General features: G+C 40.4%; 23 protein-coding genes. All 23 read right to left on the bottom strand.

Going from position 1 to position 23,662, the window contains the following annotated elements; genetic code table 11:
• Positions 1-27 precede the first annotated feature (27 nt).
• On the bottom strand, positions 28-534 hold the full coding sequence (locus ACJ004_RS29200) for a mismatch-specific DNA-glycosylase (RefSeq protein ID WP_410896586.1): 507 nt from the start codon (positions 532-534) through the stop codon (positions 28-30).
• Positions 535-596: 62 nt separating this feature from the next.
• Entirely contained in the window at positions 597-1,181 is a 585-nt protein-coding gene (locus ACJ004_RS29195) for a YitT family protein (protein ID WP_410896585.1), read from the bottom strand.
• Between the two features lie 135 nt (positions 1,182-1,316).
• Positions 1,317-2,423, bottom strand: coding sequence for a glycosyl hydrolase family 18 protein (locus tag ACJ004_RS29190; protein ID WP_410896584.1), 1,107 nt, complete (start codon positions 2,421-2,423; stop codon positions 1,317-1,319).
• A gap of 240 nt (positions 2,424-2,663) precedes the next feature.
• On the bottom strand, positions 2,664-3,863 hold the full coding sequence (locus ACJ004_RS29185; protein WP_410896583.1) for a macrolide family glycosyltransferase: 1,200 nt from the start codon (positions 3,861-3,863) through the stop codon (positions 2,664-2,666).
• Between the two features lie 34 nt (positions 3,864-3,897).
• Entirely contained in the window at positions 3,898-5,223 is a 1,326-nt protein-coding gene (locus ACJ004_RS29180) for a Na+/H+ antiporter NhaC family protein (protein WP_410896582.1), read from the bottom strand.
• 113 nt (positions 5,224-5,336) lie between these two features.
• Positions 5,337-5,768, bottom strand: coding sequence for a cell wall hydrolase (locus ACJ004_RS29175; RefSeq protein WP_410896581.1), 432 nt, complete (start codon positions 5,766-5,768; stop codon positions 5,337-5,339).
• A 102-nt stretch (positions 5,769-5,870) separates the two neighbouring features.
• The gene (abc-f, locus tag ACJ004_RS29170; RefSeq protein WP_410896580.1) at positions 5,871-7,742 is read right to left on the bottom strand and encodes a ribosomal protection-like ABC-F family protein; all 1,872 of its coding nucleotides are present in this window, start codon (positions 7,740-7,742) and stop codon (positions 5,871-5,873) included.
• Between the two features lie 332 nt (positions 7,743-8,074).
• Positions 8,075-8,209 carry an RAxF-45 family protein gene (locus ACJ004_RS29165; RefSeq protein WP_410896579.1) on the bottom strand — a complete coding sequence of 45 codons (135 nt, stop codon included), beginning with the start codon at positions 8,207-8,209 and terminating at the stop codon, positions 8,075-8,077.
• A gap of 118 nt (positions 8,210-8,327) precedes the next feature.
• Positions 8,328-8,741, bottom strand: a complete 414-nt coding sequence (locus ACJ004_RS29160) for a hypothetical protein (protein ID WP_410896578.1) — start codon at positions 8,739-8,741, stop codon at positions 8,328-8,330.
• 24 nt (positions 8,742-8,765) lie between these two features.
• Positions 8,766-9,653, bottom strand: coding sequence for a foldase protein PrsA (locus ACJ004_RS29155; RefSeq protein WP_410896577.1), 888 nt, complete (start codon positions 9,651-9,653; stop codon positions 8,766-8,768).
• Between the two features lie 21 nt (positions 9,654-9,674).
• A complete protein-coding gene (locus ACJ004_RS29150) occupies positions 9,675-11,114 on the bottom strand; it encodes a S1C family serine protease (RefSeq protein WP_410896576.1) in 1,440 nt (479 codons plus the stop codon).
• A 166-nt stretch (positions 11,115-11,280) separates the two neighbouring features.
• Positions 11,281-12,699: an ATP-binding protein gene (locus tag ACJ004_RS29145; RefSeq protein WP_410896575.1), complete on the bottom strand. Its 1,419-nt coding sequence runs from the start codon at positions 12,697-12,699 to the stop codon at positions 11,281-11,283.
• Positions 12,671-13,372 (bottom strand): winged helix-turn-helix domain-containing protein, encoded by a 702-nt coding sequence (locus ACJ004_RS29140; protein ID WP_410896574.1) that lies wholly within the window; start codon positions 13,370-13,372, stop codon positions 12,671-12,673. Before ACJ004_RS29140 ends, ACJ004_RS29145 begins: the two co-directional genes overlap by 29 nt.
• Before the next feature lie 259 nt (positions 13,373-13,631).
• Complete coding sequence (locus tag ACJ004_RS29135) at positions 13,632-14,630, bottom strand: phosphotriesterase family protein (protein ID WP_410896573.1); 999 nt, start codon at positions 14,628-14,630, stop codon at positions 13,632-13,634.
• 80 nt (positions 14,631-14,710) lie between these two features.
• Positions 14,711-15,685, bottom strand: coding sequence for a quinone oxidoreductase family protein (locus tag ACJ004_RS29130; protein WP_410896572.1), 975 nt, complete (start codon positions 15,683-15,685; stop codon positions 14,711-14,713).
• A 12-nt stretch (positions 15,686-15,697) separates the two neighbouring features.
• Positions 15,698-16,477, bottom strand: a complete 780-nt coding sequence (locus ACJ004_RS29125) for an enoyl-CoA hydratase/isomerase family protein (RefSeq protein WP_410896571.1) — start codon at positions 16,475-16,477, stop codon at positions 15,698-15,700.
• Between the two features lie 49 nt (positions 16,478-16,526).
• Positions 16,527-17,297, bottom strand: a complete 771-nt coding sequence (locus ACJ004_RS29120; protein ID WP_410896570.1) for an SDR family NAD(P)-dependent oxidoreductase — start codon at positions 17,295-17,297, stop codon at positions 16,527-16,529.
• A gap of 16 nt (positions 17,298-17,313) precedes the next feature.
• Positions 17,314-18,051 (bottom strand): 2-phosphosulfolactate phosphatase, encoded by a 738-nt coding sequence (locus ACJ004_RS29115; RefSeq protein WP_410896569.1) that lies wholly within the window; start codon positions 18,049-18,051, stop codon positions 17,314-17,316.
• Positions 18,052-18,068: 17 nt separating this feature from the next.
• Positions 18,069-19,145: a phosphotransferase family protein gene (locus ACJ004_RS29110; protein ID WP_410896568.1), complete on the bottom strand. Its 1,077-nt coding sequence runs from the start codon at positions 19,143-19,145 to the stop codon at positions 18,069-18,071.
• Between the two features lie 112 nt (positions 19,146-19,257).
• Positions 19,258-19,824 (bottom strand): TetR/AcrR family transcriptional regulator, encoded by a 567-nt coding sequence (locus ACJ004_RS29105; protein WP_410896567.1) that lies wholly within the window; start codon positions 19,822-19,824, stop codon positions 19,258-19,260.
• 130 nt (positions 19,825-19,954) lie between these two features.
• Complete coding sequence (locus ACJ004_RS29100) at positions 19,955-21,568, bottom strand: long-chain-fatty-acid--CoA ligase (RefSeq protein ID WP_410896566.1); 1,614 nt, start codon at positions 21,566-21,568, stop codon at positions 19,955-19,957.
• A gap of 57 nt (positions 21,569-21,625) precedes the next feature.
• Complete coding sequence (locus ACJ004_RS29095; RefSeq protein ID WP_410896565.1) at positions 21,626-22,378, bottom strand: SDR family NAD(P)-dependent oxidoreductase; 753 nt, start codon at positions 22,376-22,378, stop codon at positions 21,626-21,628.
• Between the two features lie 29 nt (positions 22,379-22,407).
• Positions 22,408-23,616: an acyl-CoA dehydrogenase gene (locus tag ACJ004_RS29090; protein WP_410896564.1), complete on the bottom strand. Its 1,209-nt coding sequence runs from the start codon at positions 23,614-23,616 to the stop codon at positions 22,408-22,410.
• Positions 23,617-23,662 lie beyond the last annotated feature (46 nt).

Here is a 23,662-nt window from a genome sequence, read left to right as displayed (position 1 = left end):
CGGGAAACTATTTATCCCTTCGATGTTTTATTCTGATAGAAGCGGGACAAGACCTTTATAGATGTCGATAATTTCTTCCATTTTCATTCGAACCAAGCCACTTGAAGATGGGGCAACGAAATCAACAACTCCAGGTACAAGATCCTTGGGTTGCCTTCCCCACGGAATTACTTTTAAACCACTGTATTGCTGATAGACTCCCTTTCCAACAAAGCAGACTACCTTTGGCTTAAACTGATCGACCTTCCTCTTTAAGATTTCACTTCCCTCCGTATACTCTTCTTTCGTAATTTCATCCGCTGCCTTTGTCGGCCTTTCAACAATATTAGTAGATCCAAATCCTAAATCTAAAAGCTTGGCATCTTCCATTGCTTCATATTTCCGTGGCGTTAACCCTGATTCGTACAATATCTTCCAAAAACGATTGTTTGGACTTGCATAATGATGCCCAAGTTCACTAGAGCGAATGCTTGGATTAAAACCAACAAATAAAACCTTTAAATTTTCGTTGATCAGATCTCTGAGAGGTTCCATCGTATTTCTCCTTATTAACTAGCCTTTTTATATCTAGTCATCTTACCCCTAATATGTAATATTTACTTTATTACATTCTGCTCAATATTCATAGTGGTAATCAGACTTGCCATTAGTCCCACTATCGCAACGATGACGAGCGAATAAAAAAGTTTCACATCTTGTAGCAGGAACAAACCGGTAATAATAATAACAGCATCCATCACAAACATAATCACCCCAACATTCACTCTAGACCATTTGGCGATGAGTAATGCAAGCAGGTCCATTCCGCCTGGACTAATATGATATCGGAGCATGACCCCAACTCCACTTCCAATGATCACCGCCCCGATAATAACAGTGCTGATAAGAGTCAATTGAAACACTCCATTTAATGGCCGAAACAATTCAATCATAATCCCCGTGCAGAGTGCTCCAATGACACCACCCGTAAAATATCCTGGGTCCGATTTAAATGCGAACAAGTATACAGGGATATTCAGAAAGATAAAAGTAATCCCTACTTTTAAACCCCAAATATATTTTAGGAGCAGGCTGATGCCTAAAAATCCCCCATTAATAATGTGCAAAGGAAGAATAAATCCATTAATGCCAATCCCGATCATGGTGCTACCGAAGCCGATTATCGCCAATTTTTTTAGCATATGATCATTCCTTGTCCCAATTCTTTATTAACATATATGAAAGAACAAGGAACTTCATTCACAAAGCTTACATAAAAGGAGCCTCAAAGGATAATGGAGTTTTCCCATAAGTTCAGGAAATGGAGGACCATTCCATCACTTTTTTACTTTTATTTTCTCGGGTATAGTCGTCCAGTACATTGGGTCTTCTAAGCCGAGCCGCCAAATCCCGATACCCTGTAAGTTATATTTTTCGACAAGGTTTAGCTTAAACCTCAGACTATAGCTATTCTCAAACCAAGCCTGGTGGCTATGATGTTTATTATCTACGTAACTGAAATGAGGTGTTTGCGAACGGGAGTCCCATATAACTTTAGCTTTATATTTTGCTTTCTGATCCATTAACAGTGCATAGGAGCTATACAAGGCCTTGCCTGCTGTTGTATCCCAGTCCCATCCATAACCAGAGATACCGAGTAAAATTTTTGATGGTGGTACTCCATGTTTCAATGCATAACGAATCGTTGCTTCTGTCCAATCGACTGATGCTGTCGACCCGGGTGTTGTTCTTGGGTTGTGTTCATCGTATGTCATAATCATTAACCTATCTGAAAATCGACCAAGCTTTTCGTAATCAAACCACGGTGACCAGGGATTAGCACGCGAATCACCTGTGTTTGCCGGGACTGAAACCGTAACTACTTTTCCATCACGATGTAGAGCATTAGACAATGTTTTTATCAGGAGACTAAAGGAATCTCGGTCAGTTAAATACAAATTTTCCATGTCAATATTAATACCGTCATATTTAAACTGATTCATTTCATTGCGTAAGTTCTGAATGAAAACATTGCGGTTTTTATCATTATCGAGTACATTACTCGCTACCTGCTTGCCCTTCTCCACGGTTTCATAGAAAAGATTATGTACAACCAAATATACCTTCAGGTGTTTTTTATGAGCACTCTGAATAACCTTTCTCTTATGATCTGCTGTAACGGAATCTATAAGACTGCCTGGACGTTTATCATCAAGTTTATACCAAAAGGGTGCAATGATGCTTAAACTGGTGAAATGAGAGTTAACTGTTGGTTGAGACCCTGGAAACGTTCCTTCCTGTTCTGTGTAGAAACCTAAAACTTCACGAGGAGTTTTACTCTTATTGTATTCCTCTTTTCCTTGTAACTGACTACAGGATGACATTAGTAATAATGCCAAGCTTAAAGAAATGATGGTGAATGACCGATAACCATTTTTCGCCATAATACACCTTCTTCTAATTTATATATTTCTTAAGTTGATAAGAAAAGTTGTAACTTATACACGAATTGAATTAGCAACTGAATTATCAATTTAAATAACATTACAATTGAAATAAAAAAAACACTCAGAGTGAAAAATCTCTGAGCGTTTTTTTAAGAATTAAAATATTTTTCTTGTTAAATAATTTTGTCCCGTCAGCTAAAAAAGAAAAAGCCACCAATAATGGCAGCTGAGAAATTTTTATATTTTGATATCAACTTGACTTTTAAATTCGAAAATCTCATCAACAGCTTGGTGATACCCACCCGGTTTTTGAAAGGATTCCCTAATATTAGCAACAGCTTTATGGAAAGATGGGTGGTTTAACACTTGATCTGCAGCTTCATATAGTTGATTTGCAGTCAAGCTTTGCATTTGCAATTTAATACCAGCTCCAATATTTTCCACTTGTCCGGCAATTATCGGCTGATCCGCGCTTTGTGGGATTACTATTAGCGGAACCCCGTAGAAGAGACCCTCATTGGTACTATTCATTCCACCATGTGTGATAAATAATTTAGTGTATTTTAGCACTTCCGTTTGTGGAACATATTTTTTAACAATGAAGTTTTGGGGGATTTCTCCTAAATCAAGTAGTGGAGTTTGTTTCCCAATAGACATGACGACCGTGTGATTGGTATTTCCAAATGCTTGAAAACAAAGCTTATAAAAATCAACAGCACGGTTAAAAACTGTCCCGAGAGAAATGTAAATGAGACTTTTTCCTTTGATAGCAGCAAGGTCAAAGTCATCCTCCATTAATCGTGAAGATATGGATGGACCTACAAATTTGTAAGTTTGGTCGAAAGCTTCTCCAAAAGGTTGAAACTCCCTAGTTGTATAAACGATTGTAAGTGGTGCAGGATTACAAAAAACTTCGTAAGGAGAATGGATCTCCACATCATATTTTTCTTTCAGTTTTACCGTCAGACTTTGAAATTCATCGTAAATAGGTTTAACTATTTCTGTAGGAATTTGCGATTCCAATATATTATCGAATGATGCTTTTGTCTGCGCAAAAGAGGTACAAGAATTGATTGCTGGAAGATTAAGGATTTGGGCTAGTAAACGTCCACAACCAAACATAGAATCGTGGATGATGTAATCAAAATGCTCTCCTTTGATCTGTTCAAGAACGCTAGGTATGACGATATCCGCAGTATGTAAGAGACCGTTGATTCTTTCTAGCAAATAATTTCTTCCACCTGAGATAAAAGCTTTAATAAATTTTTCACCGTCAATTGTTCGGACAGTAGCCCCCGTCCTCTCAATTCGCTCTCGAAAAGCTTCTATCGTAAAGTACACTACCTCCTCTCCACGCGAAATAAGCTCTTGCACGACTCCAATAGTTGGATTGATATGTCCTTCTGAACCAGCATTAATAAATAAAACACGTGCCATTTCTATCACTCCTTAGGTAAATTGTTCTCTATTTTCAAGCAATCTCTGTTCGCTTTTCTTTGGATTTTCGACCTTGTTTTACCAAAGATACCAAAACTGTTAACATAGGTAAAATCCATAAAAAAAGCGCATAAGGTAGATAATCCATGATTGGTATACCGACGATGGTACTGCACATGATGGCAAGAACACTCCACGGCACTACTCCCGGAAATAACATGGTCGTATCCCCCATGACTCGAGCTAATTCTTCTTTTCCATATTTATTTGACCAATGAGGTAGGAAGGACCTCCCCGTGAGAATAATTGGCAGAGTTTGATTGGCCGCTATGAGCGTAATCAAAAACGTCGACAGCAGCGTTTTAAGGGTATCACCCGTTAGAGAGCGAGAGGTTTGTAACCATTTATCTAAATAAGGCTGAATGACATTCATTTCTTCCAATAGTCCATTATACGCCCCTGCCAAGGCTAAAAACAGGAGTAATTCGTACATATGAAGGAATCCTCCCCCCAGACCCTCGATGCCATACCACATTGAAGAAAAGAGTTTTGGCCAGGATGTTCCACTGAAAAGTGCAATAACTGAAGCGGATAGAATACTAGTTAAAAAGGCATACACGATACTGATTCTCAAAAGAACACATGTGATTAAGAGGACTGGCGGGATAAATTTACTAGCTGATAGATCACTCCAATTTATATATTGTTGATGAAAAGCAGCTTTTTCTGAAACGAGATAGTCAGCAGCTCCATAGAAGCAAATGCATAGAATAATAGCCGCAAGTGTAGTAAACAGCATCGCCTTCCATTGACTTTTCACGGGTAATTCAACAGTATGGGCTAAAAGTTGATGGGCACTTGAAAACGGCGAAGTCCGATCGCCAACGAACGCACCAGAAACCAAAGCGCCAGCCACCATATCAACGGGAACCTGCAAAAGGATTGCCGTCCCGATAATCGGTAAGCCAATCGCGCTTAAAGTCCCCACAGTTGTTCCAAGAAGCATTGAGAATACCATTGCACAGAGAAAGGATAAAACAAAAAAATGACCTGGAATAATAAAATGCAGGGCCATTTTCACCATTTGCTGAATGGTACCTGATAAGTACCAAGACGGCAGTAAAAAACTTACTAGAAATAGGATTAAGATGACGATTCTTGTTTTGTTAACACCTAAAATACTAATCTGTAAAATCTGTTTGATCGATAGATCTTTTTTCTTTGCTAACCAAACAAGCATGATGTAGCCTGGAAAAAATCCAACCACAAGCGGATGATGAAAACTAACTGACCAAACCACCCCTGTTAATGTCATCAACAAAAGCAGTAACACTTGCCTTAAAGAAAAACCATTATCCATACAAACCCACCCTTTATGTAAGAAACATCTCTTATTATAAGGAAAAGTGAGCCTTCCGAAAAGCAATTACTGCAAGCTATAAGAAAAGAAGCCGCAAACAGACGGCTCCCTTGTTACCCAAAGGTATTATAAACTCTTTGACACTCTTCCCCAGTTGGCTGGTAAAAACAGTGCAATTTAAACCGCGCCACAAAGGGTTGATTATACCAAGTTTGCGGGCAATCTCCCTGTGGCCTGAAATACCATAGGCTGTATTTTGCCGGCCAAAACCTTTCACCATTAATCGTTCTTTGTGCTAAACGTTTTTCTGCTGTCCTAGCTCGCTGATAAAAATATCCTTTTGTCGTTGCTTCAAAAGCATGTGGTTGAAATACCATTTGTGGAATGGTTCGAAGACCTTTAAAATCAGAGCAATTTGCACGAAGCCTGTTTATTCCCACGTTTCCAACAAGGAGCATCCCTTGAACTCCTTCTCCTTCAGCTTCCGCTCTAAGTAATCGCGCTAAAAGATCAATATCGGATGAACTTGCCTTCACAACCGCCATCACGTCACCCCCATTTTATTGCTTTATATCCTATTCCTTAGGGTGGGTTGGTGACATAGATTTTACGAATAACTCCCCAAAGCCTTGGGGAGCCATTACTTTTTAGATGATTTCCTCGAGTTGTCGGTAGAGACCATCACGGTTGTATTCCCGCTGCTCGATCTCATGATAAATTTTTTGCAGCAATTCAAGCTGACTTTCTTCACCAAGCTTTTGTTTCAGAACCTGAATTTCAGCTTCTATTTGCTCAATTTTTTCCTCAAGTACGTCTGCTCCATCTATTTCGACCTTTGTTCCTTTTGGCGGGGTAGTTTTAATCAACAACGGCTTTTCCATTGGTTTTGTCTCCATCGTTTCAGCCAGCTTTCCCTTCGCCCAATCATAGTTACCATCGAAGAAGTGAACAGACCCATCCATGAGCCAGTATATTTTCTTAAAAAGTTTATTAAGAAAATAGCGGTCATGTGATACAGCTAAAATGGTGCCATTAAACTGTTCCAGCGCTTCCTCTAACACTTCACAGGAATCGATATCGAGATGATTGGTGGGTTCATCCAAAATTAGCAGATTGATATCCATGTACATCAGCTGGGCAAGTCTAAGTCTCATTCTCTCCCCCCCGCTAAGTTGACTCACCTTCCGGAATACCGCTGGGCCGTAGAATAAAAACCTGGCTAAAATATGACGGGCCTCTCCTTCATTGACGACTACCTCAGACCGAAATACGTCAATCAAAGGTTTATCACCTATATCCGTAAAGACATGCTGTGAAAGATAACCGACTTTTACATTGCTTCCAACCTTGACAACGCCTTTATCTGGCTCGATTTCCTTAAAAATCATTTTTAAAAGCGTGGATTTACCCGTGCCGTTTTCTCCGACAATAGCTGTACGGTCCCTATAGTGAACAAGCATATTTACTTGGTTCAACAGAGTCCTGCTGCCAAAGCTTTTCGCAACGTCTTCCATGACAATCACATCTTTCCCGCTACGAACATTTGCTTCGAAATCAATCGCCATTTTCTTGACATCTATCTTCGGTCGGTCCAGTTTTTCAATCCGATCAAGTGCCCGCTGCATATTGGTTGCGCGTTTATGAAGAGCGGCACTTGGTGGATTGGCGCGATTTGCCCAGTCACGGAGGCGCTTAATCGCTTCTTTCATCTTTTTTATTTTCTTCTGCTGTTCTTGATACTCCTGAAATTCTATTAAGAGCCTCTCTTCTTTCTCTTTCACATAACTGCTAAAATTCGTATGGTACAAATCAATTTCCCCATCTTCCATTTCCAGTACTTTCGTGACCACTTCATCTAAAAAGTAACGATCGTGGGAAATGAGAATAATTGTTCCCGTATATTCCTTTAGGAAGGCGCCTAGCCATTCGATTGCCTTCAAATCTAAATGGTTAGTCGGTTCATCCAGCAAAAGAAGTTCTGGATTTTTCAATAAACTCAAACCCAGTCCAACTTTTGTTTTCTCCCCTCCGCTTAAGGATGAGAAGCTTTTATCAAGCAGGTTCGTTATATTCAGCCCATTTGCAATCCGGTCTAATTGGGCATCCATTTCATAGCCGCCATTCAAGATAAATTCATCTTGGAGCTTTCCATATTGATCCATTAATCTTTCCAGGTCCACTGGAGCAATGTCTTTTCCCATTTCAAATTCTAATTGCTGAAGCTTGGTTTCAGTTGCTATTAATTGCTCAAAAGCTGTTTTTAATACTTCCTTACTAGTCAGCTCTTTGAAATCTGGAATTTGGGCCAAATAGCCAATTTTCAGACCTTTTTTCCAATGAATAACCCCTTCATCAACCGTTTCTTGATTCGCAAGTAGCTTCAATAAGGTCGTCTTACCACTCCCGTTCCGACCGACAAGACCAATCCTACTCCCTTCCTGTACTTCTAAGGATAAATCTTTAAAAATAATATTTCCGCCAAATGATTTAGCAATATGATTCACACTGCAAATGATCATGTTCATTCTCCTTATTAATAAAGGCTATTTTCGCATAGATTATTGTTTTTCGTAAAAGTTCATCAACCTGCTTAACTAGATGCTTCGTGGCATCTTTTCGTAAGAACCTTTGCGAAAATTGCCTAGAATATTAGTAAATGACCCTTTTTAAACTCCAAAAGCAACAAAGTTTACGAAAAGAGCCTTAATATAAATTAAGATGAACACTCTCTTCCAGATAAAAAAACCGCAGGCATCTTTTAAAGACCCGCGGCTTTTGAAATTAGGCATGAAAAAAGAGTGCAGATAGGCGCACTCTCTTCATACCTATTTATAGTGGGTAAAGAGATGTGTTATCGTTCCATATTCATTTTGTAATTTTGAAAAAAGGGCAGACTTCCCCCCTTGAAAACTACACCATGAAAAATTGCACGATAAATATTTAGAGCTTCCAGCCAAAGTAACCGTGCAAATATAGAACGTTTCATCTCTTCTCCACCTCCGTTTCAATCCAATTATTTTTATTGTAAATAGTTTTGAGAACGATTGCAAGCCCGTTTTTTCTGATAAATCTAAAGTTTCGGAATCTCATTCCGCCAATCCGTTTTAATGAAGGTACTTTTTACGAGAACCTTGCCTTTTTCGGTAGACAAACTTTCTGAAATCATCCTCCTTTAGATTTCCATCGTAGATTGAAAATAGTAATGATTGATATTCTGGATACTGCTCCATGACGAAAAGGGCGAACTCCTTCCGTTCGCCCTTTCGTTTCAATTTAAACTCATCCTGATTCATAATTTCTTCAATCTTCTTCTCATAATAGGCTTTCGTATCTTCCCATTTTTCCTTGCGTTTCTCCAAAACATCTCGGGCATACTCAGGTAATTTCTCAATCACAAGATCAATATAACCTTCTGACCACATGATCATTTTATCCTTTTCAGGGAGTTCAAAGACCATATTCATCAGTTCTAGATCATCTACTGTATCGTTTGCTGCATATTTCCCGACCCGATTCATCTTGTTCACCTCTTGATTCTTGGGTTAAACTTCTTCCAATGTGTTCTCAATGTCATAACTCTTCTTCTTTTTCTCTAACCAGGTTGTATACTCAGAATCGATTTTCTGATCCAATAATATTGCTTTAATCTTATCCTTACTGTCATTATAATTTGCTTCTTTGGCCTGCTTTTTAGCCTCTACTTTAATAATATGGTACCCATACTCAGTCTTGACAGGCTTACTAACTTGGCCGACTTTTAGTCCAAAAGCCACATCATCAAATTCTGTCACCATCGTCCCTTTTGCGAAATAACCAAGGTCGCCACCGGAATCCTTCGTCCCTTCATCGGTCGAATATTCTTTGGCTAACTTTGCAAAATCTCCGCCATCGCTTAGCTTTTGTTTGACCTCATTCGCGGTCTTCTCATCAGCAACTAGAATATGAATAGCTTTAATTTGCTCCGCTTCGGCAAACGAATCTTTATTTTTATCAAAATAGGTCTTCATTTCCTCGTCGCTAATTTCTATTTGTGGCGCCAGCAGTTGTTTGATCGTCAAATAGTCTTTTAAATCCTTTTTTAATAATGCCAAGGTTGTATTGTTACTTTCAAGCGCCTGATTAAATGCTTCATCTCCACCATATGATGCTTTTAGTTTTTCGATTTCATTATCCAGATCACTATCTTTAACCTTTATTTTTTGTTTTTTAGCTTCCGCAGCGACAATTTTTTCACTAATCATTTTGTCCACGGTAGCAGAACCATACTGTTTGACCATTTCACTATAAAGATCATCTTTACTTATGGCCTCACCATTAAACTTTGCGACGGTCTCATCCTTCTTTAGAGTAAAACTTAATAAAATTACTGCTGTAATAATTAATATAGATAGAATTAGGACAATCACTTTATTTTTCTTTATTAATGACATTTTTTTACGTACTTCCTCCAATTATTCAGCAAGTTTTACATTTACAGTGATTTGTTTTCCGTCGCGGTAAACTCCAAATTTTATTTCATCGCCCTTGCTTACTTTGGTATATAAATATTTTCTTAAATCTGTGGAACTGGTAATCTTTGTGCCATTCATAGAAATAATAATATCCTTTACTTGAAGTCCAGCCTTTGCAGCGGCAGAATTAGGCTCAATGTTCGTAAGCATGACACCTTTTGTCGTGTTCGGCAGGTTTTGCCAGTACATTTGTGCTACTTGATCAAGATCGGCAAGTCCTACCCCAAGATATGGACGGTCAATTTTACCGTTCTTAATTAATTGATTCACAATGGGAATCAGGTCATTACTTGGAATCGCAAAGCCTAACCCTTCAACACCACTCTCAGAAATTTTCAAACTATTAATCCCAATCACTTGCCCTTGAGGGTTAATTAAAGCACCCCCGCTGTTCCCAGGATTGATCGCTGCATCTGTTTGAATGACATTGGTATCCCAATTTCCCGCTGAGGTGGTAATGGCAATGCTTCGGTTGGTAGCACTCACAATCCCTTGTGTGACTGTCCGCGAAAGATCGAGTCCAAGTGGGTTACCGATTGCATAGACTTGGTCGCCTGGGCGAAGTGTGGACGAATCACCAAAATCAGCGGTTGCAGTCACGTATTTGGCATCAATTTTTAAGACTGCGAGATCGGTTAAAGCATCAGTGCCAACCACTTCCGCTGTCGCCTTTTCTCCATCAAACAATGATACTTCAAGTTTCGTTGCCCCTTCGACTACGTGGTTATTGGTAACGATATAAGCCGTGTCATTATTTTTTTGAAAAATTACTCCCGATCCAGAACCGCTTTCCACACTTTGTGAAGGGTTAGGATTTCCATAAAAATTATTCTGTTGTTGCTGATAATTAACGATGCCGACAATGGCTTTCGAAACCTTTTCAACCGTGTCCGCAATCGAGTTCGATGATGCAGCTGTGGGCTGAGCCACGACTGGTTTGACCGAAGTTCCTTGTTGAGAACTGATTGCCTCTTGATTTTCCACTTTCGGGAAATGATTTTTTATGTAGTCTGTATGAGGCAGTACGGCTAATGTCAAAACAGACCCAATGACCCCTGCGGCAAGTGTGGAGGCAAATCCTTTTACATTCCGTTTTTTCTTATGCTTTTGATCTACTTGACTGGTCGTCCGTGTTTGTTCCATTTCTGGCGGTAAAATTGCTTCTGTTGTGGGTTCGAATTCGGACCGATCTTCTCGTTCCTCACGATCCCAAGTGGCATTTGCTTCCACTGTAAAGGTGGCATCGACGGCATGCGAATTTTCTTCTGTATGGTTGACATGAATCGTGTCCTTTAATTGTTTTTCTATATTAGGATTTTCTATCGCCTCAGATGAATTTGGTTGACTTTTATCGAACTCATTTTCATTTTTAAATTCCATCATACTCAAGCTCCTTTATGCATGTTTTATCTTGTCTTTACTTTACCTCACAAATCTTAAGAAATTATTAACAAACTATAACGGCTTTTAGAAATAACTAAGAAATTTTAACGTTTTTGTAGAAAAAAGAAGCTACAGGCACCGGCCCGCAGCTTCTCGCAGATTTCTATAGTTTAATGACGAATTTTGTCCCTTTTCCCGCTTCACTGAAAACATTTATTTCACCATTATGAAGGAGAACCAATTGTTTAACAATCGAAAGACCTAACCCAAATTCACCATAGGGATTACTAGTCCTGGAAATATCAGCCTTGTAGAAACGGCGCCAGATATTTTCAATGTCACTCGGATCAATGCCAATCCCTGTGTCTTCCACTTCGATAATGGTTGACTGGCCTTCCGTTCTGCCTCGAAGCCAAATTGTCCCGTCCGAGGTAAACTGGATGCTATTTTTGGTGATGTTAATTAATATTTGGATCAGACGATCATAGTCAGCATTAACCATGACTTCAGGTCCCGCCTCAATCACAATTTGATTATTTTTATCCTCTGCTTGAGGCATTAATTGTTCCTGAATAATTTCCAGTAATTCGAGGAGCTGAAACTCTTCTCTGTATAGCTGGATTTGATTGGAGCGAATTTTGTCAAAATCCAAGTTTTCGTTGACAAGACGAATCAGTCTTTTTGCTTCTTGACTCACAAGATTTATTCCACGTTCTTTATCTTCTTCTGGAATCATGTCATTTTTCAAACCTTCGATGACTCCACTAATTGTCGTCAGCGGGGTCCGCATTTCATGGGAAACATCTGATAAAAATTGTCTTCGCCTATTTTCTAAACTTTCAATTTCCTCCATCGAGGTATTAATTTTATCGACCATATGATTAAAATCGTTCGCTAACTCACCAATTTCATCAAAATTAGAGGAAGAAACATGTACATGGTAATTCCCCGTTGAGACGAGGGACGTTGCTTCGCGCAGACGTTTAATCCGGTTCACATGAATCCTCGATAACAACCAACTAAGTAAAAACGAGACACCGAGTGCAATCAGAATCGTGTAAAAGATATATTGATTGACACGATGAACCATGGCACTTGAACCGCTAATCGGTGAGGTTAGCAAAATTCCTCCAATAAAGCGCCCGTTTTCTATATATGGTAAAACAACAAAGGTAACACCCTCTTGGCCAAACCTTTTAAAATCACTATTCACTACCAGGGTTCGACCTTTAGAAATTCGCTCCCAATCTTTGTCGGACAAGCCTCGAATTGCCGGACCCTGTTTCCCGACTGCGTATAGATTCCCATACTGGTCAAACATACTAAAACTCATTTTTCTTGTCTCTAATACAGAACTATAGCGATTAATAATTGACTCCGTTGCTTGTGGTGTTTGTTCAATCTCTGACAGGATGGACTTTCCGTAAGTGATCAACTCGTTAGCTTTGTTCTCATAGACCAAATTTTCAACATAATGAGCAAACAAAAGACTTAGTACTAAAAAAGCCACAATAATGATACTAATATGACTGAAAAACTGTTGGTAAATGTATCTAAACTTCATCCGTTTTGATTGACTCATCAAACTTATACCCTACCCCCCAAACGGTATGGAAGAATGGCTGTGCGGTTGTTTCGACTTTTTTTCGAAGCCGTTTAATATGAACATCAACCGTTCGTTCGTCACCGTAAAACTGATAGCCCCAAACCCTCTCCAGCAGCTGCTCCCTTGAAAACACTTGACGGGGATGCTCAACCATATAGTAAAGTAAGTCAAATTCTTTAGGTGTTAAGTTTGTAACTGGACTACCGTCCACAATCACTTCTCGCGTATTTTTACTTATTTTAAAATGCTCTGTCTGTAGGAAATCTTCACTGCCCTTAGGCACTTGAGTTTGGAAGCGGCGTGTAACTGCCTTAATTCTTGCCATCAACGTTAAAGGGCTAAATGGCTTGGTTACATAGTCATCCGCGCCCATTTCAAGCCCGAGCACTTGGTCTGACTCACTATCTTTTGCTGTTAACATAATGATGGGAACCGTATAATTTTCTTGCCTAATTTTTCGGCAAATGGTTACACCGTCCATTCCAGGTAACATCCAGTCAATAATAAGGGCATCCCATGTCCCTTCTTTAATGCGGTTATATCCTTCGAGGCCGTCATTCACAAACTCACCATCAATGCCCTCTTTGGCAAAAAACATTTCGATCATTGAGCAAACACTTTTATTATCTTCAATAACTAATATTCTCAAATTTGTTCAACTCCTACTGAAACCTAAAGTGTCCTTTTACCTAAGTTTATCTCAAATTTTAAGCATATCAACCATAAATACAATTCTTCCCTACTAATTAATAGTTTGTTCATAGTTTATTAATATTTAAAGCTATTTCTACAACTGGAATGTTGATTTCCGCTCCAATCAACATGTTGCCAATATCAACAATGGGTTTTAACATAGTCTTCCTCAAAAAAAAGAGGCTTGAATCAAATTCAAGACCTCTTCCTTTGCTTTAGTTCACTTTAACGGACGCACCCGCAAATAATGATACTGCGTTTAAGCCGAGCATTTTGTCGATTTGTTTTTCGGTGATACCAATTTCACGTAAGGTTGGTAGGATGTTTTCAAAAATATGGGCTGGATGCCAGTTTTCCATGATTTGTGTAACTTGTTCGTTCATGACAGGCGGCCGGCCAAGCCAAATATTCACGGAATCGTGGGCTAATAAAATTTGATTTTCATACCCCTCATTGATTAGTGCCATTAGCGTCGCTACTCTTTCCTGGTCAAAAGGGGCACCGACCAGAACCTGAATCCCGAAACGGTCAAAACCAATTCTGACGCCTTGGTCCAATACCTCTTTATGATAGGCGGAATTGGTGTTGCCACACATATGGCCGATAATGATTTTGCTCGGGTCCGCGCCCTGTTCGATAAGCATTCTTGCCTGCTCAGGTCCCATGGTTCCTTCCTGGGTATGTGTCAGAATAACTATCCCTGTTTCTCGTTGGACTCTTGCGGCCGCTCGAAAGAACATTTTCTCGTATTCAGAAATCTCATCCTTACTGGAAGCTAATTTAATAATTCCTGGTTTAATCCCCGTTCCAGCAATCCCTTCGGTAATCTCTGTTTTAAACATCTCATAGATTTCCTCTTCTGCGGAACCTAAGCCCTGTCTCATCTTGAAGTACGGAGGTGCCCCTTCACCTTCATAGTAATAACCCGTCGCACAAATAATCTGCAGTCCTGTTGCTTCAGAGATTTTCTTTAAGAATAATGGATTCCTTCCACATTCATTAGGTGTAGGGTCGACAACTGTTTGTACTCCATAACTTTGCATGAGTCGGGCTACATCAATGGCTGCTTCAAGTGCTTCTTCCTCAATGAAAGGACCAAGGGTAACATCGCCTTGATAGCCTGGATAGCCAAAAATAAAATGTTCATGAATAAGTGTTTTCCCTAATTGTGCAACGGGAATCGTACCTGTTACTGTTTCAACTGTTTTCATCATTCGTTCATCCTTTCAAAGTGTCTACTAAAATTAGAAAATAAGTTGCCCAGGTGCACTTTCACGAGTTGATTTTCGTCCTTCTACGGTTCTAGAATTAACTTCCCTTGTGTTTTCCGTCCTTGGAGGAGGGTATGGACCTTCGCAGCATCTTCTAATGGAAATACCCCGCCAATAGTGAGTTTTAATTTTCCAGCACCAAGGTATGTAAGTAACTCAACCAAGCTTGGCTGCAGTAATTCTGGCTTTCTCATAATCTGTGGCAGGAAAAAGCCGATCACGGATTGATTCCTAGCCATCAATGATGAAGGATAGAATCTACCTTGCTCTCCGCTTGCTGCTCCAAATACAACAAGGCGTCCAAACGTGGCAAGGCATTTGACTGTTTTATTAAAAACAACTCCGCCCACCATTTCTAGTGCAACATTGACCCCTTTGCCACCTGTTGCCTCAAGAACCTGCTGTTCCCAGTCCGGCTCTGTATAATTGATTAGGACATCTGCCCCCATTTCCTGTGCTAAAGCCAATTTTTCTTTTGAACTAGCTGTAGCAATGACCTTGCCTGCCCCAAACAACTTAGCCAACTGGACGGCAATGGTTCCTACCCCCCCGGCTGCTGCATGAACAAGGACGCTTTCACCCTTTTCTAACCTGCCCATAGTTTTTAAAATATGGTACGCACTTAAGCCTTGAAGCGGCAAGGCAACAGCGGTATGAAAATCTAATTGTTCAGGAATGGGAATCAGTGCCTTTTCATTGGCTAACGCATATTCTGCATAGCCCCCTGATTCGATTAGGGTTACAATTCTTGTCCCTGGCTTAACCGTCGTTACTTTTTCACCCACGGCGGCGACAACTCCGGCAATTTCAGCACCAGGAATGAAAGGCAGCGGTGTTTTGACTACATACTGCCCCTCTCTCCTTGCGGTGTCTGCATAGTTGACACCAATCGCTTTGATTTCAATTAAAACTTCGTGACCGGTTGGAACCGGCTTGTCGATTTCAACTAAATGTAATACTTCAGGTCCACCATATTCTGTTAATCGGACTGCTTTCATATTAGTCATCTCCTATTTTCCTTTAAATGCTGGTTTTCTCTTTTCCTTAAAGGCGGTTATTCCTTCTTTGTGATCAGCTGTTTGCACCATTAATGTTTGGATCAACCGTTCCTGCTCAAGGATATCCTCAAGCGTTGATGTATATGACTGTTCAATTAATTTCTTTTGCTTTCCAAATGCTTTGCCAGGACCATGGGCCAATTTTAAAGCAAACTTGGTTGTTTCTTCTTGAAGTTTTTCAACTGGGACTAAATAATTAATCGCACCTAGTTGATATAGACGTTCTGCTGGGATTGGCTCTGCCGTAAAGAAGAATTGTTTTGCTAAATGTGGGCCAATTAATCTTGGTAGTAAATAGGAGCCGCCGCCATCAGAGATTAAACCAACCTGTGAAAAGCTGAGGGCAAACTTACTATCCTCCGCAGCAATAATTAAGTCACACGCCAAGGCCAAATTAACCCCTGCTCCTGCTGCAAACCCATGGACAGCGGCAATAATCGGCTTTTCTGTGTCCTTCATTAATAAAATGAGTTCATTCAACTTCCCAATATGCTCGTAAACCTGAATAGAACCTGCCTGCCCCATCGTTTTCACGTCCCCACCTGCACTAAAGGATCGGCCTGCACCTGATAACACAATCACTTGAATATCTTCATCATCTTGGGGTTTTGTAAGCGCATTCTTTAATCCCAAAATCATTTCAGGGCTAAACGCATTTAGACTTTCAGGGCGGTTTAATGTCAAAGACAATACCGGACCTAATTTTTCAATTAATAAATGTTCTTGGCTCATCTTCATCTTCCTTCCAGTTTAAGTTTGCAATCTTCCATTCTATAAAGACTTATTTAATCAGCCAGCCTCCATCTACCAGTAAATCAGAACCGGTCATATAGGAGGCCTCGTGTGATGCAGCAAAGGCAATCACACTAGCAATTTCTTCAGGGTTACCTACTCTTCTTAAGGCTGTGTTTTTTTGAATTGCTCTCACAAATTTATCATTTTTTAACCCTCGTTCGGTTAATGGCGTTTCAACAAATCCTGGGGAGACAGAATTGACACGGATGTCATAAGGAGCTAATTCTAACGCTAGAGACCTCGTCAAATTAATGACTGCTGCTTTCGCCGCACTGTAATGTGGTATTTCCGCACCTGCCTGGTGTCCAGATAAGGAGGCAATATTGACGATTGCTCGGTTATGTGTCTGCCGTTGTGCCCCCTCAACCATGATTTTCCCAAGGGTTTTTGATACTAAAAAGACACTCTTCAAATTAGCATCTTGAACATCGTCCCACTCTTGTACAGACATTTCTAATATCCTTGAATTCCTTGAACCCCCGGCATTATTCACCAAAACATGTAAATCACCGTAATAGCGCTCAACATACTCTGCTAATTCTGTAACATCCTCTTCATCCGTACAATCAGCAGCGAAAACTTCTGCCAACGGAATTCTACTTTTTTTATTAATTTCCTCAGCGGTTTCATCAAGCTTTTGTTTCGTTCTGCCTACTAAGATTACCTTCGCACCCTCATTGGCAAGCCGGAGTGCTGTTGCCCTGCCTATTCCACTTCCAGCACCTGTTACTAAGGCAATCGTTTGTGCAAACCTCATCAAAAATCTCCACCTTTTATACAGAGTAAATTGTTTCAACCACGACTTTTCCTTTTTTTAAAATAGGAACAATCGATGTAATGCCTTTAGAAGCGGCTACCCTTAAGTCCGCCCGCTGTTCATATTTATCGAGTAGTTTTCCAACATAGGAATCTAGTAAAATTTCATATGCATCCACTTTCCCCTGGTAAAAATATAAGGCCGCTTTCGCTGCATCTGTTAATTCATATTCCCTATGATTTACCAAGCATTCAATTAAGTGGCCTGCCCCATAAAAATCTTCTAAACTCGTTTCTCCTGAATTTCCGGAGCAAATGATGAGAATGGTGTGATCCATTGTTACTTTCTGAATGGCACCGGCAATGGCTGGGTTATTGAGTAAAGAGGCAATATAGACCTTATTTGCTGAAGACGATCTTCTTAACGCAACGGTGCCGTTCGTCGTCGATAAAATTAACGTTTTTCCGTTAATTGTTTCTTTGATTATGGTGGGGCTGGGATAAACAAACCCGTCGATCGGTTTTGCATCTAATTCTCCAGCCAGAATACATTCATCCTGGTGATATTCTTTTGCAAGTTCGATGGCTTCATTCCTGTCTAAAACAGGAATAACATCCTTTGCTCCATCCTTAAGGGCTGATACGATAGTGGTGGTCGCCAGAAGTATATCTAAGACCACGACTACTTTATTTCCCTCTACAATCTTCTCTTCACGGATGTCTTCTTTCTTCATGAGAAGGTGAATCATCGTCATTCACATCCAGCTCCCTTTTAAAACCTCTCATCTGCAACATTAGCTGCATGCTGAATTAAATTTTTTACGAAATAATTAAAATTGGCAAAACGAATATCTGTTGTTTGCCCTTTTTTATAGCGATAGTAGATTTGTTGACCAATGACCGCCAGTTTGAAATAAGCAAACGTTAGGTAAAAGTTGAAATTAGTCACATCCCGCCCGCTTTTTTTCGCATAAAGTTCGATAAATTCATTCCTTGTCAAAAACCCATCATGGACCGCTGTGACTGGTGCCTTTCCTAATCCATTAATCAAAAGTTCCGAATCGTCGCTTTGATTCCAATACCCCATCGCCACTCCAAGGTCTGTAAGCGGGTCTCCGACGGTAGTCATTTCCCAATCAAACAAACCCACCATCTTCGTTAAATTTTCATTGAACATGGCATTATTGAATTTATAGTCATAATGAATAATGGTGAACTCATGTTTTTTAGGTGTATGCTCCACTAGCCATTTTTTCAAATGCTCGAGACATTCGATTTCATCCGTTTTTGCCCGTTCATAACGCCCGATCCAGCCCTGGACCTGCCTTTCCATAAACCCATCCGGCTTGCTAATTTCAGCAAGACTTGTCTCTCTGTAGTCAATGGCATGTAATTCCACAAGCTGCTCGACCATTACTTCCGAGAGATGCCGACAGAGGTCATCCGTTATCGCTATTCCGTCAGGAAATGAGGTATCGATAACGATTCCATTTTTCCTTTCCATCAAGAAAAAGCGGCTGCCTACGATTGTTTCATTATCAGAAAACAAATAGGGCTTCGGGGCAACAGGAAAAATCGGGTGCAATGCAGAGAGAATTTTAAATTCCCTCTCCATATCGTGCGCTTTCGGAGCCACTGGACCAAGAGGAGGGCGTCGCAAAACAGCTTCCCAATTACCTTTTTTTATTTGATACGTTAAATTGGAATGTCCGGCAGAAAACTGTAAAATTTCAAGTGGTCCACTAGATAAGTTTTCGATGTTTTCTTGTAAAAACTGTTCAAGGGCAAGCAAGTTTAGTTCCTCACCTTTTCGGACAGGGATGGTATCCTTACTCATTTGATGCGGCATCAGATTCCTCCTTTCAATTTCGAAAATTCAAAACGATACTAACCGGTTGGTATTTACATTAAATAAAGGGGGGGATAACAATACTCTAGAATCCCCCTCTATACCTTTTTCTTCAATTATCTTGAATTCCCTTTAAGATCATTTCGACAAAAAGCTCGGCAACTTCCTGGTCTGTACATCTTCCATTTGGATTAAACCAATGATAGCTCCAATTTGTGATCCCCAGAATACCCATTGTAATGATTGGTGCATTTAATTCGGGCCTGAACTCCCCTTTTTCGACGCCATCTCGAATCATACCTTCAATATTTAGACGGAATTGGTCTCTTTTTTGTACAATTAATTCTAAATGTTCAGGACTTAAATTATTCATTTCTCGAAAGAAAATTTTAGCTGCTGCCCCTTGAGTGGTTATATTCGTAATTAGCATATAAACATTCGCAGATAATTTTTCCTTAAACGATTTCGAAGCATCATTTAATATTCGCTCTTGGTTATAAAGTAATCCATCTATATACCCAAGGTGGATATCCATCAGTAATTCTTCCTTACTCGAAAAGTAATAGTAGAACGTACCCTTTGTCACACCAAGAGAATCAACCACGTCTTGAATGGATGTTTCGGTAAATCCCTTTTTTTCAAATAGACGGATGCTTTGTGTTGTAATTTTTTCTTTCACATTATGTCCTCGCATTCTCTAATATGTCTATTGAGAATTATATCATATACTATAACGACCCTTTAAGCACAAACGAGGAATTCTACTATCTAAATTGTTTTTCGAAATCATTCTCAAATTCGAAACGTACTTATTTATTTTTCACTTCATCCCTTAAGGCACGACGGAGAATTTTTCCTACATTAGTTTTCGGTAGAAAATCACGGAATTCAACCTGGCGTGGCACTTTATAAGCTGCCAAGTTTTGCTTACAATATTGGATGATTTCTTCCTCCTTCACCGTTTTATCTGCCTTTAGTACTATAACAGCCTTCACATCTTCTCCTCGATAGGGATCGGGAACACCAATACAAACCGCCTCTTGTATAGTTGGATGTTCGTACAGGACCTCTTCTATATCTCGTGGATACACATTGAAGCCGCTCGCAATAATTAAATCCTTTTTCCGGTCAACGATGTATAGATAACCATCTTCATCCACCTTCGCAATATCGCCTGTGTATAACCAACCGTCACGGAGGGTATTGGCCGTTTCTTCCGGCAAATTCCAATAACCCTTCATAATCTGCGGTCCTTTAATAATGACCTCCCCTAGTTCACCAACTGGCACCTCCTTAGTCCCGGTTGCGACATCTACAATTTTGTACTCGGTAGACGGAACACCGATTCCAACGCTGCCAGGTTTCCGTTCTGAAAATGGCGGGTTGCAATGTGTTGTTGGTGAGGCCTCTGATAATCCATAGCCTTCTAAAATCTTTGACCCCGTTTTCTTTTCAAAGCTGCGCAACAGTTCAAGCGGCATTGGCGCACTACCGCTGTTGCACGTTTTAATGCTGTTAATCCCGTATTCTTCAGCACGAGGATGACTAGTAATGGCAACATACATCGTTGGCACACCAGGAAAAACCGTAGGCTGTTCATTCTTAATGGTGTTTAATACTTCCTCCAGCTCAAACCGAGGAAGCATGATCGACTCAGAGGCTGTATAGATTGATAGATTCATACAAGAACTCATCCCGAATACATGGAAAAGTGGAATAACCGTTAAATACCGTTCTTCCCCTATTTCCATTTCTTCCTTAAAGAACTCATAACACTGTATGACGTTTGCCAATACATTACGATGAGTCAGCATCGCACCTTTTGACCTTCCGGTTGTTCCACCCGTATATTGAAGAACAGCAACATCGTGCTCTGGGTCCACTTCAATCGGGAGGACATTTCCGGTGCTTTCTGATAAGAAACCTTCAAAGCTTCTGTCTGGAGCAAAATTATGCTCCGAAGGCTGGAGGCTCACAACAATGATGTTCTTTAATTGGGAAAGTGCTTGAACACTTTTCACCCTTGGATATAGAGCATCGAGGACAACAATGGTTTCCACACCGGAGTCCTTTAGGATATATTCAAGTTCCCTTTCCACTGACATCGGGTTCACTTGGGTAACGATTGCCCCAGCAGTAAGAATTCCGTAATAGGAAATGACATATTGCGGACAGTTAGGGAGCATGATTGCTACTCGGTCGCCTTTTTGAACTTGATTTCGCTGTAAAGCAGATGTAAAGGTACGGACGAGTGCGTTCAATTGCTGATAAGTAAATTTCCTACCATAGAATGATAGGGCATTATTGTCCGGGTATTTTTCAGTCGTCTCTTGAAGGATTTGACTTAATGGTATATTTGGAATTGTAATATTAGTTTCAATGCTATCTGGATAGTGGGCTAACCAGGCTTTCTTGCCAGTCATCAATTTACCTCCCAAAATGTTTTATTAACTCCGGTAATAGCAATAATTACAAAGTTACTAAAAGGTTAAGCCGCCACCATCGACAGACAAAGTTGCCCCTGTAATAAACGAGGCCTCATCTGAAGCTAAAAATACCACCGCATTAGCAACCTCGTCCGGGGTCCCAATTCTGCCCAGTGCATTGGCCCTTGAAATGATTGGCCATTTCCGCTCATTTTGCTTCCAATGCTCAATAATTGGGGTGTCAATCACTCCGGGTGCAATCGCATTGACTCGGATGTTGTGTTTCCCATATTCAAGTGCCGCATTTTGTGTCAGCATGACAACCCCTGCTTTTGATGCATTATATGCAGACACATATTTCTGCCCTTTTAAGCCAAGTAAGCTGGAGGTGTTAATAATTGCTCCGCCTCCTGCTTTAATTAATTCTGGTATGGCATATTTTATTCCAAGGAATACACCCTTCAAATTAATATCAATGACTCGGTCCCATTCATCTTCTGCCAAATCAACACTTCTTACTTCAGAGTTTCCCACTCCAGCATTGTTGAACAAAATATGTAAAGCACCAAATGTGCTTGTCGTGGTGTCGATTAATGCTCTTATACCGTCTGAATCGGTTACATCTGTTTTAATAAAAATTGCTTCACCGCCATCTCTTTTTATTAAACTAACGGTTTCTTCACCAATAGCGGCGTCAATATCTGCTACAGCGACCCTTGCTCCTTCTTTTGCAAATCGGACAGCGGTCGAGCGGCCAATACCGCCCCCACCCCCGGTAATGATCGCTGTTTTTCCTGCTAATTTCATATATCCTCAGCCCTTCATCACTTTTAGTTCTATTGATATTTTCTCAATTCAAGTTTAGCTAACTGGGCACGATGTACTTCATCAGGTCCATCAGCTAATCTTAATGTTCGCGCATTGGCCCATTGTGCCGCGAGTGTAAAATCGTTAGATACACCAGCAGCCCCGAAAGCTTGAATCGCACGGTCAATGACTCTTAACGCCATTGAAGGGGCAACCACCTTAATCATGGCAATTTCCGTTTTCGCTTCCTTATTTCCAACGGTATCCATCATATAAGCAGCTTTTAGGGTAAGCAGTCTAGCCTGCTCAATTTCAATTCTGGAATCAGCAATCCATTCCTGAATGACCCCCTGGCTGGCTAATGTTTTTCCAAAAGCCATCCTACTCTGAACACGCTTACACATTTCTTCTAAGGCTCGTTCTGCAGCACCAATTAATCTCATACAATGATGAATTCTCCCAGGTCCTAGTCTACCTTGGGCAATTGCGAACCCTTTACCTTCTCCCCAAAGAATATTTTCCGCAGGTACGCGAACATTTTCATAGGTAATTTCTCCATGTCCATGTGGGGCATGATCATATCCGAAGACCGGGAGCATTCTTTCAATTTTCACACCTGGAGAATCCAATGGGACAAGAATCATCGATTGTTGTTCATGACGGTTTGCTGAAGGATCTGTTTTCCCCATGACAATCGCAATCTTACAACGAGGGTCGCCTGCACCTGAGGACCACCACTTCCGGCCATTAATGATGTATTCATCACCATCTCTTTCGATGCTGGCTTCGATATTTGTGGCATCCGCCGAAGCAACAGCTGGCTCTGTCATTGAAAAGCAAGAACGAATTTCGCCTGCTAATAAGGGCTTTAACCACTGTTCTTTATGCTTTTCTTTCCCATAGCGAACAATGACCTCCATATTTCCTGTGTCAGGAGCACTACAGTTAAATACCTCTGGTCCGATTAAAGACCGTCCCATGATTTCACATAGAGGGGCATATTCCTGATTGGTTAATCCAGCTCCGTATTCACTTTCTGGTAAAAATAAATTCCACAGACCTTCAGCTTTTGCCTTTTCCTTCAGTTCCTCCATAATTGGTGGGACCGCACTCCAACGGCTTTCTTGTTCGTTTAATTGCTGCTCGTAAGTTCGCTCATTAGGATAAACATTTGCTTCCATAAAGGCAGTTAATTTTTCCTGCAACTCTTTTACTCTTTGAGAATATGAAAAATCCAACATTTCCACTCCCTTTCTCATACTAACCAGTTGGTATGTTATGAAT

This window comes from Neobacillus sp. 204 (genome assembly GCF_046562815.1).
Lineage (GTDB): Bacteria > Bacillota > Bacilli > Bacillales > Cytobacillaceae > Neobacillus.
Note: the sequence above shows the minus strand (reverse complement) of the source record. Positions and strands in the feature narration are given on the sequence as shown.

Bases quoted from the DNA above. Each gene is read 5' to 3' on its own strand.
- ACJ004_RS29200 (WP_410896586.1), bottom strand. From the start codon at position 534: ATGGAACCTCTCAGAGATCTGATCAACGAAAATTTAAAGGTTTTATTT.
- ACJ004_RS29195 (WP_410896585.1), bottom strand. From the start codon at position 1,181: ATGCTAAAAAAATTGGCGATAATCGGCTTCGGTAGCACCATGATCGGG.
- ACJ004_RS29190 (WP_410896584.1), bottom strand. From the start codon at position 2,423: ATGGCGAAAAATGGTTATCGGTCATTCACCATCATTTCTTTAAGCTTG.
- ACJ004_RS29185 (WP_410896583.1), bottom strand. From the start codon at position 3,863: ATGGCACGTGTTTTATTTATTAATGCTGGTTCAGAAGGACATATCAAT.
- ACJ004_RS29180 (WP_410896582.1), bottom strand. From the start codon at position 5,223: ATGGATAATGGTTTTTCTTTAAGGCAAGTGTTACTGCTTTTGTTGATG.
- ACJ004_RS29175 (WP_410896581.1), bottom strand. From the start codon at position 5,768: ATGGCGGTTGTGAAGGCAAGTTCATCCGATATTGATCTTTTAGCGCGA.
- abc-f (WP_410896580.1), bottom strand. From the start codon at position 7,742: ATGATCATTTGCAGTGTGAATCATATTGCTAAATCATTTGGCGGAAAT.
- ACJ004_RS29165 (WP_410896579.1), bottom strand. From the start codon at position 8,209: ATGAAACGTTCTATATTTGCACGGTTACTTTGGCTGGAAGCTCTAAAT.
- ACJ004_RS29160 (WP_410896578.1), bottom strand. From the start codon at position 8,741: ATGAATCGGGTCGGGAAATATGCAGCAAACGATACAGTAGATGATCTA.
- ACJ004_RS29155 (WP_410896577.1), bottom strand. From the start codon at position 9,653: ATGTCATTAATAAAGAAAAATAAAGTGATTGTCCTAATTCTATCTATA.
- ACJ004_RS29150 (WP_410896576.1), bottom strand. From the start codon at position 11,114: ATGGAATTTAAAAATGAAAATGAGTTCGATAAAAGTCAACCAAATTCA.
- ACJ004_RS29145 (WP_410896575.1), bottom strand. From the start codon at position 12,699: ATGAGTCAATCAAAACGGATGAAGTTTAGATACATTTACCAACAGTTT.
- ACJ004_RS29135 (WP_410896573.1), bottom strand. From the start codon at position 14,630: ATGATGAAAACAGTTGAAACAGTAACAGGTACGATTCCCGTTGCACAA.
- ACJ004_RS29130 (WP_410896572.1), bottom strand. From the start codon at position 15,685: ATGAAAGCAGTCCGATTAACAGAATATGGTGGACCTGAAGTATTACAT.
- ACJ004_RS29125 (WP_410896571.1), bottom strand. From the start codon at position 16,477: ATGAGCCAAGAACATTTATTAATTGAAAAATTAGGTCCGGTATTGTCT.
- ACJ004_RS29120 (WP_410896570.1), bottom strand. From the start codon at position 17,297: ATGAGGTTTGCACAAACGATTGCCTTAGTAACAGGTGCTGGAAGTGGA.
- ACJ004_RS29115 (WP_410896569.1), bottom strand. From the start codon at position 18,051: ATGACGATGATTCACCTTCTCATGAAGAAAGAAGACATCCGTGAAGAG.
- ACJ004_RS29110 (WP_410896568.1), bottom strand. From the start codon at position 19,145: ATGCCGCATCAAATGAGTAAGGATACCATCCCTGTCCGAAAAGGTGAG.
- ACJ004_RS29100 (WP_410896566.1), bottom strand. From the start codon at position 21,568: ATGACTGGCAAGAAAGCCTGGTTAGCCCACTATCCAGATAGCATTGAA.
- ACJ004_RS29095 (WP_410896565.1), bottom strand. From the start codon at position 22,378: ATGAAATTAGCAGGAAAAACAGCGATCATTACCGGGGGTGGGGGCGGT.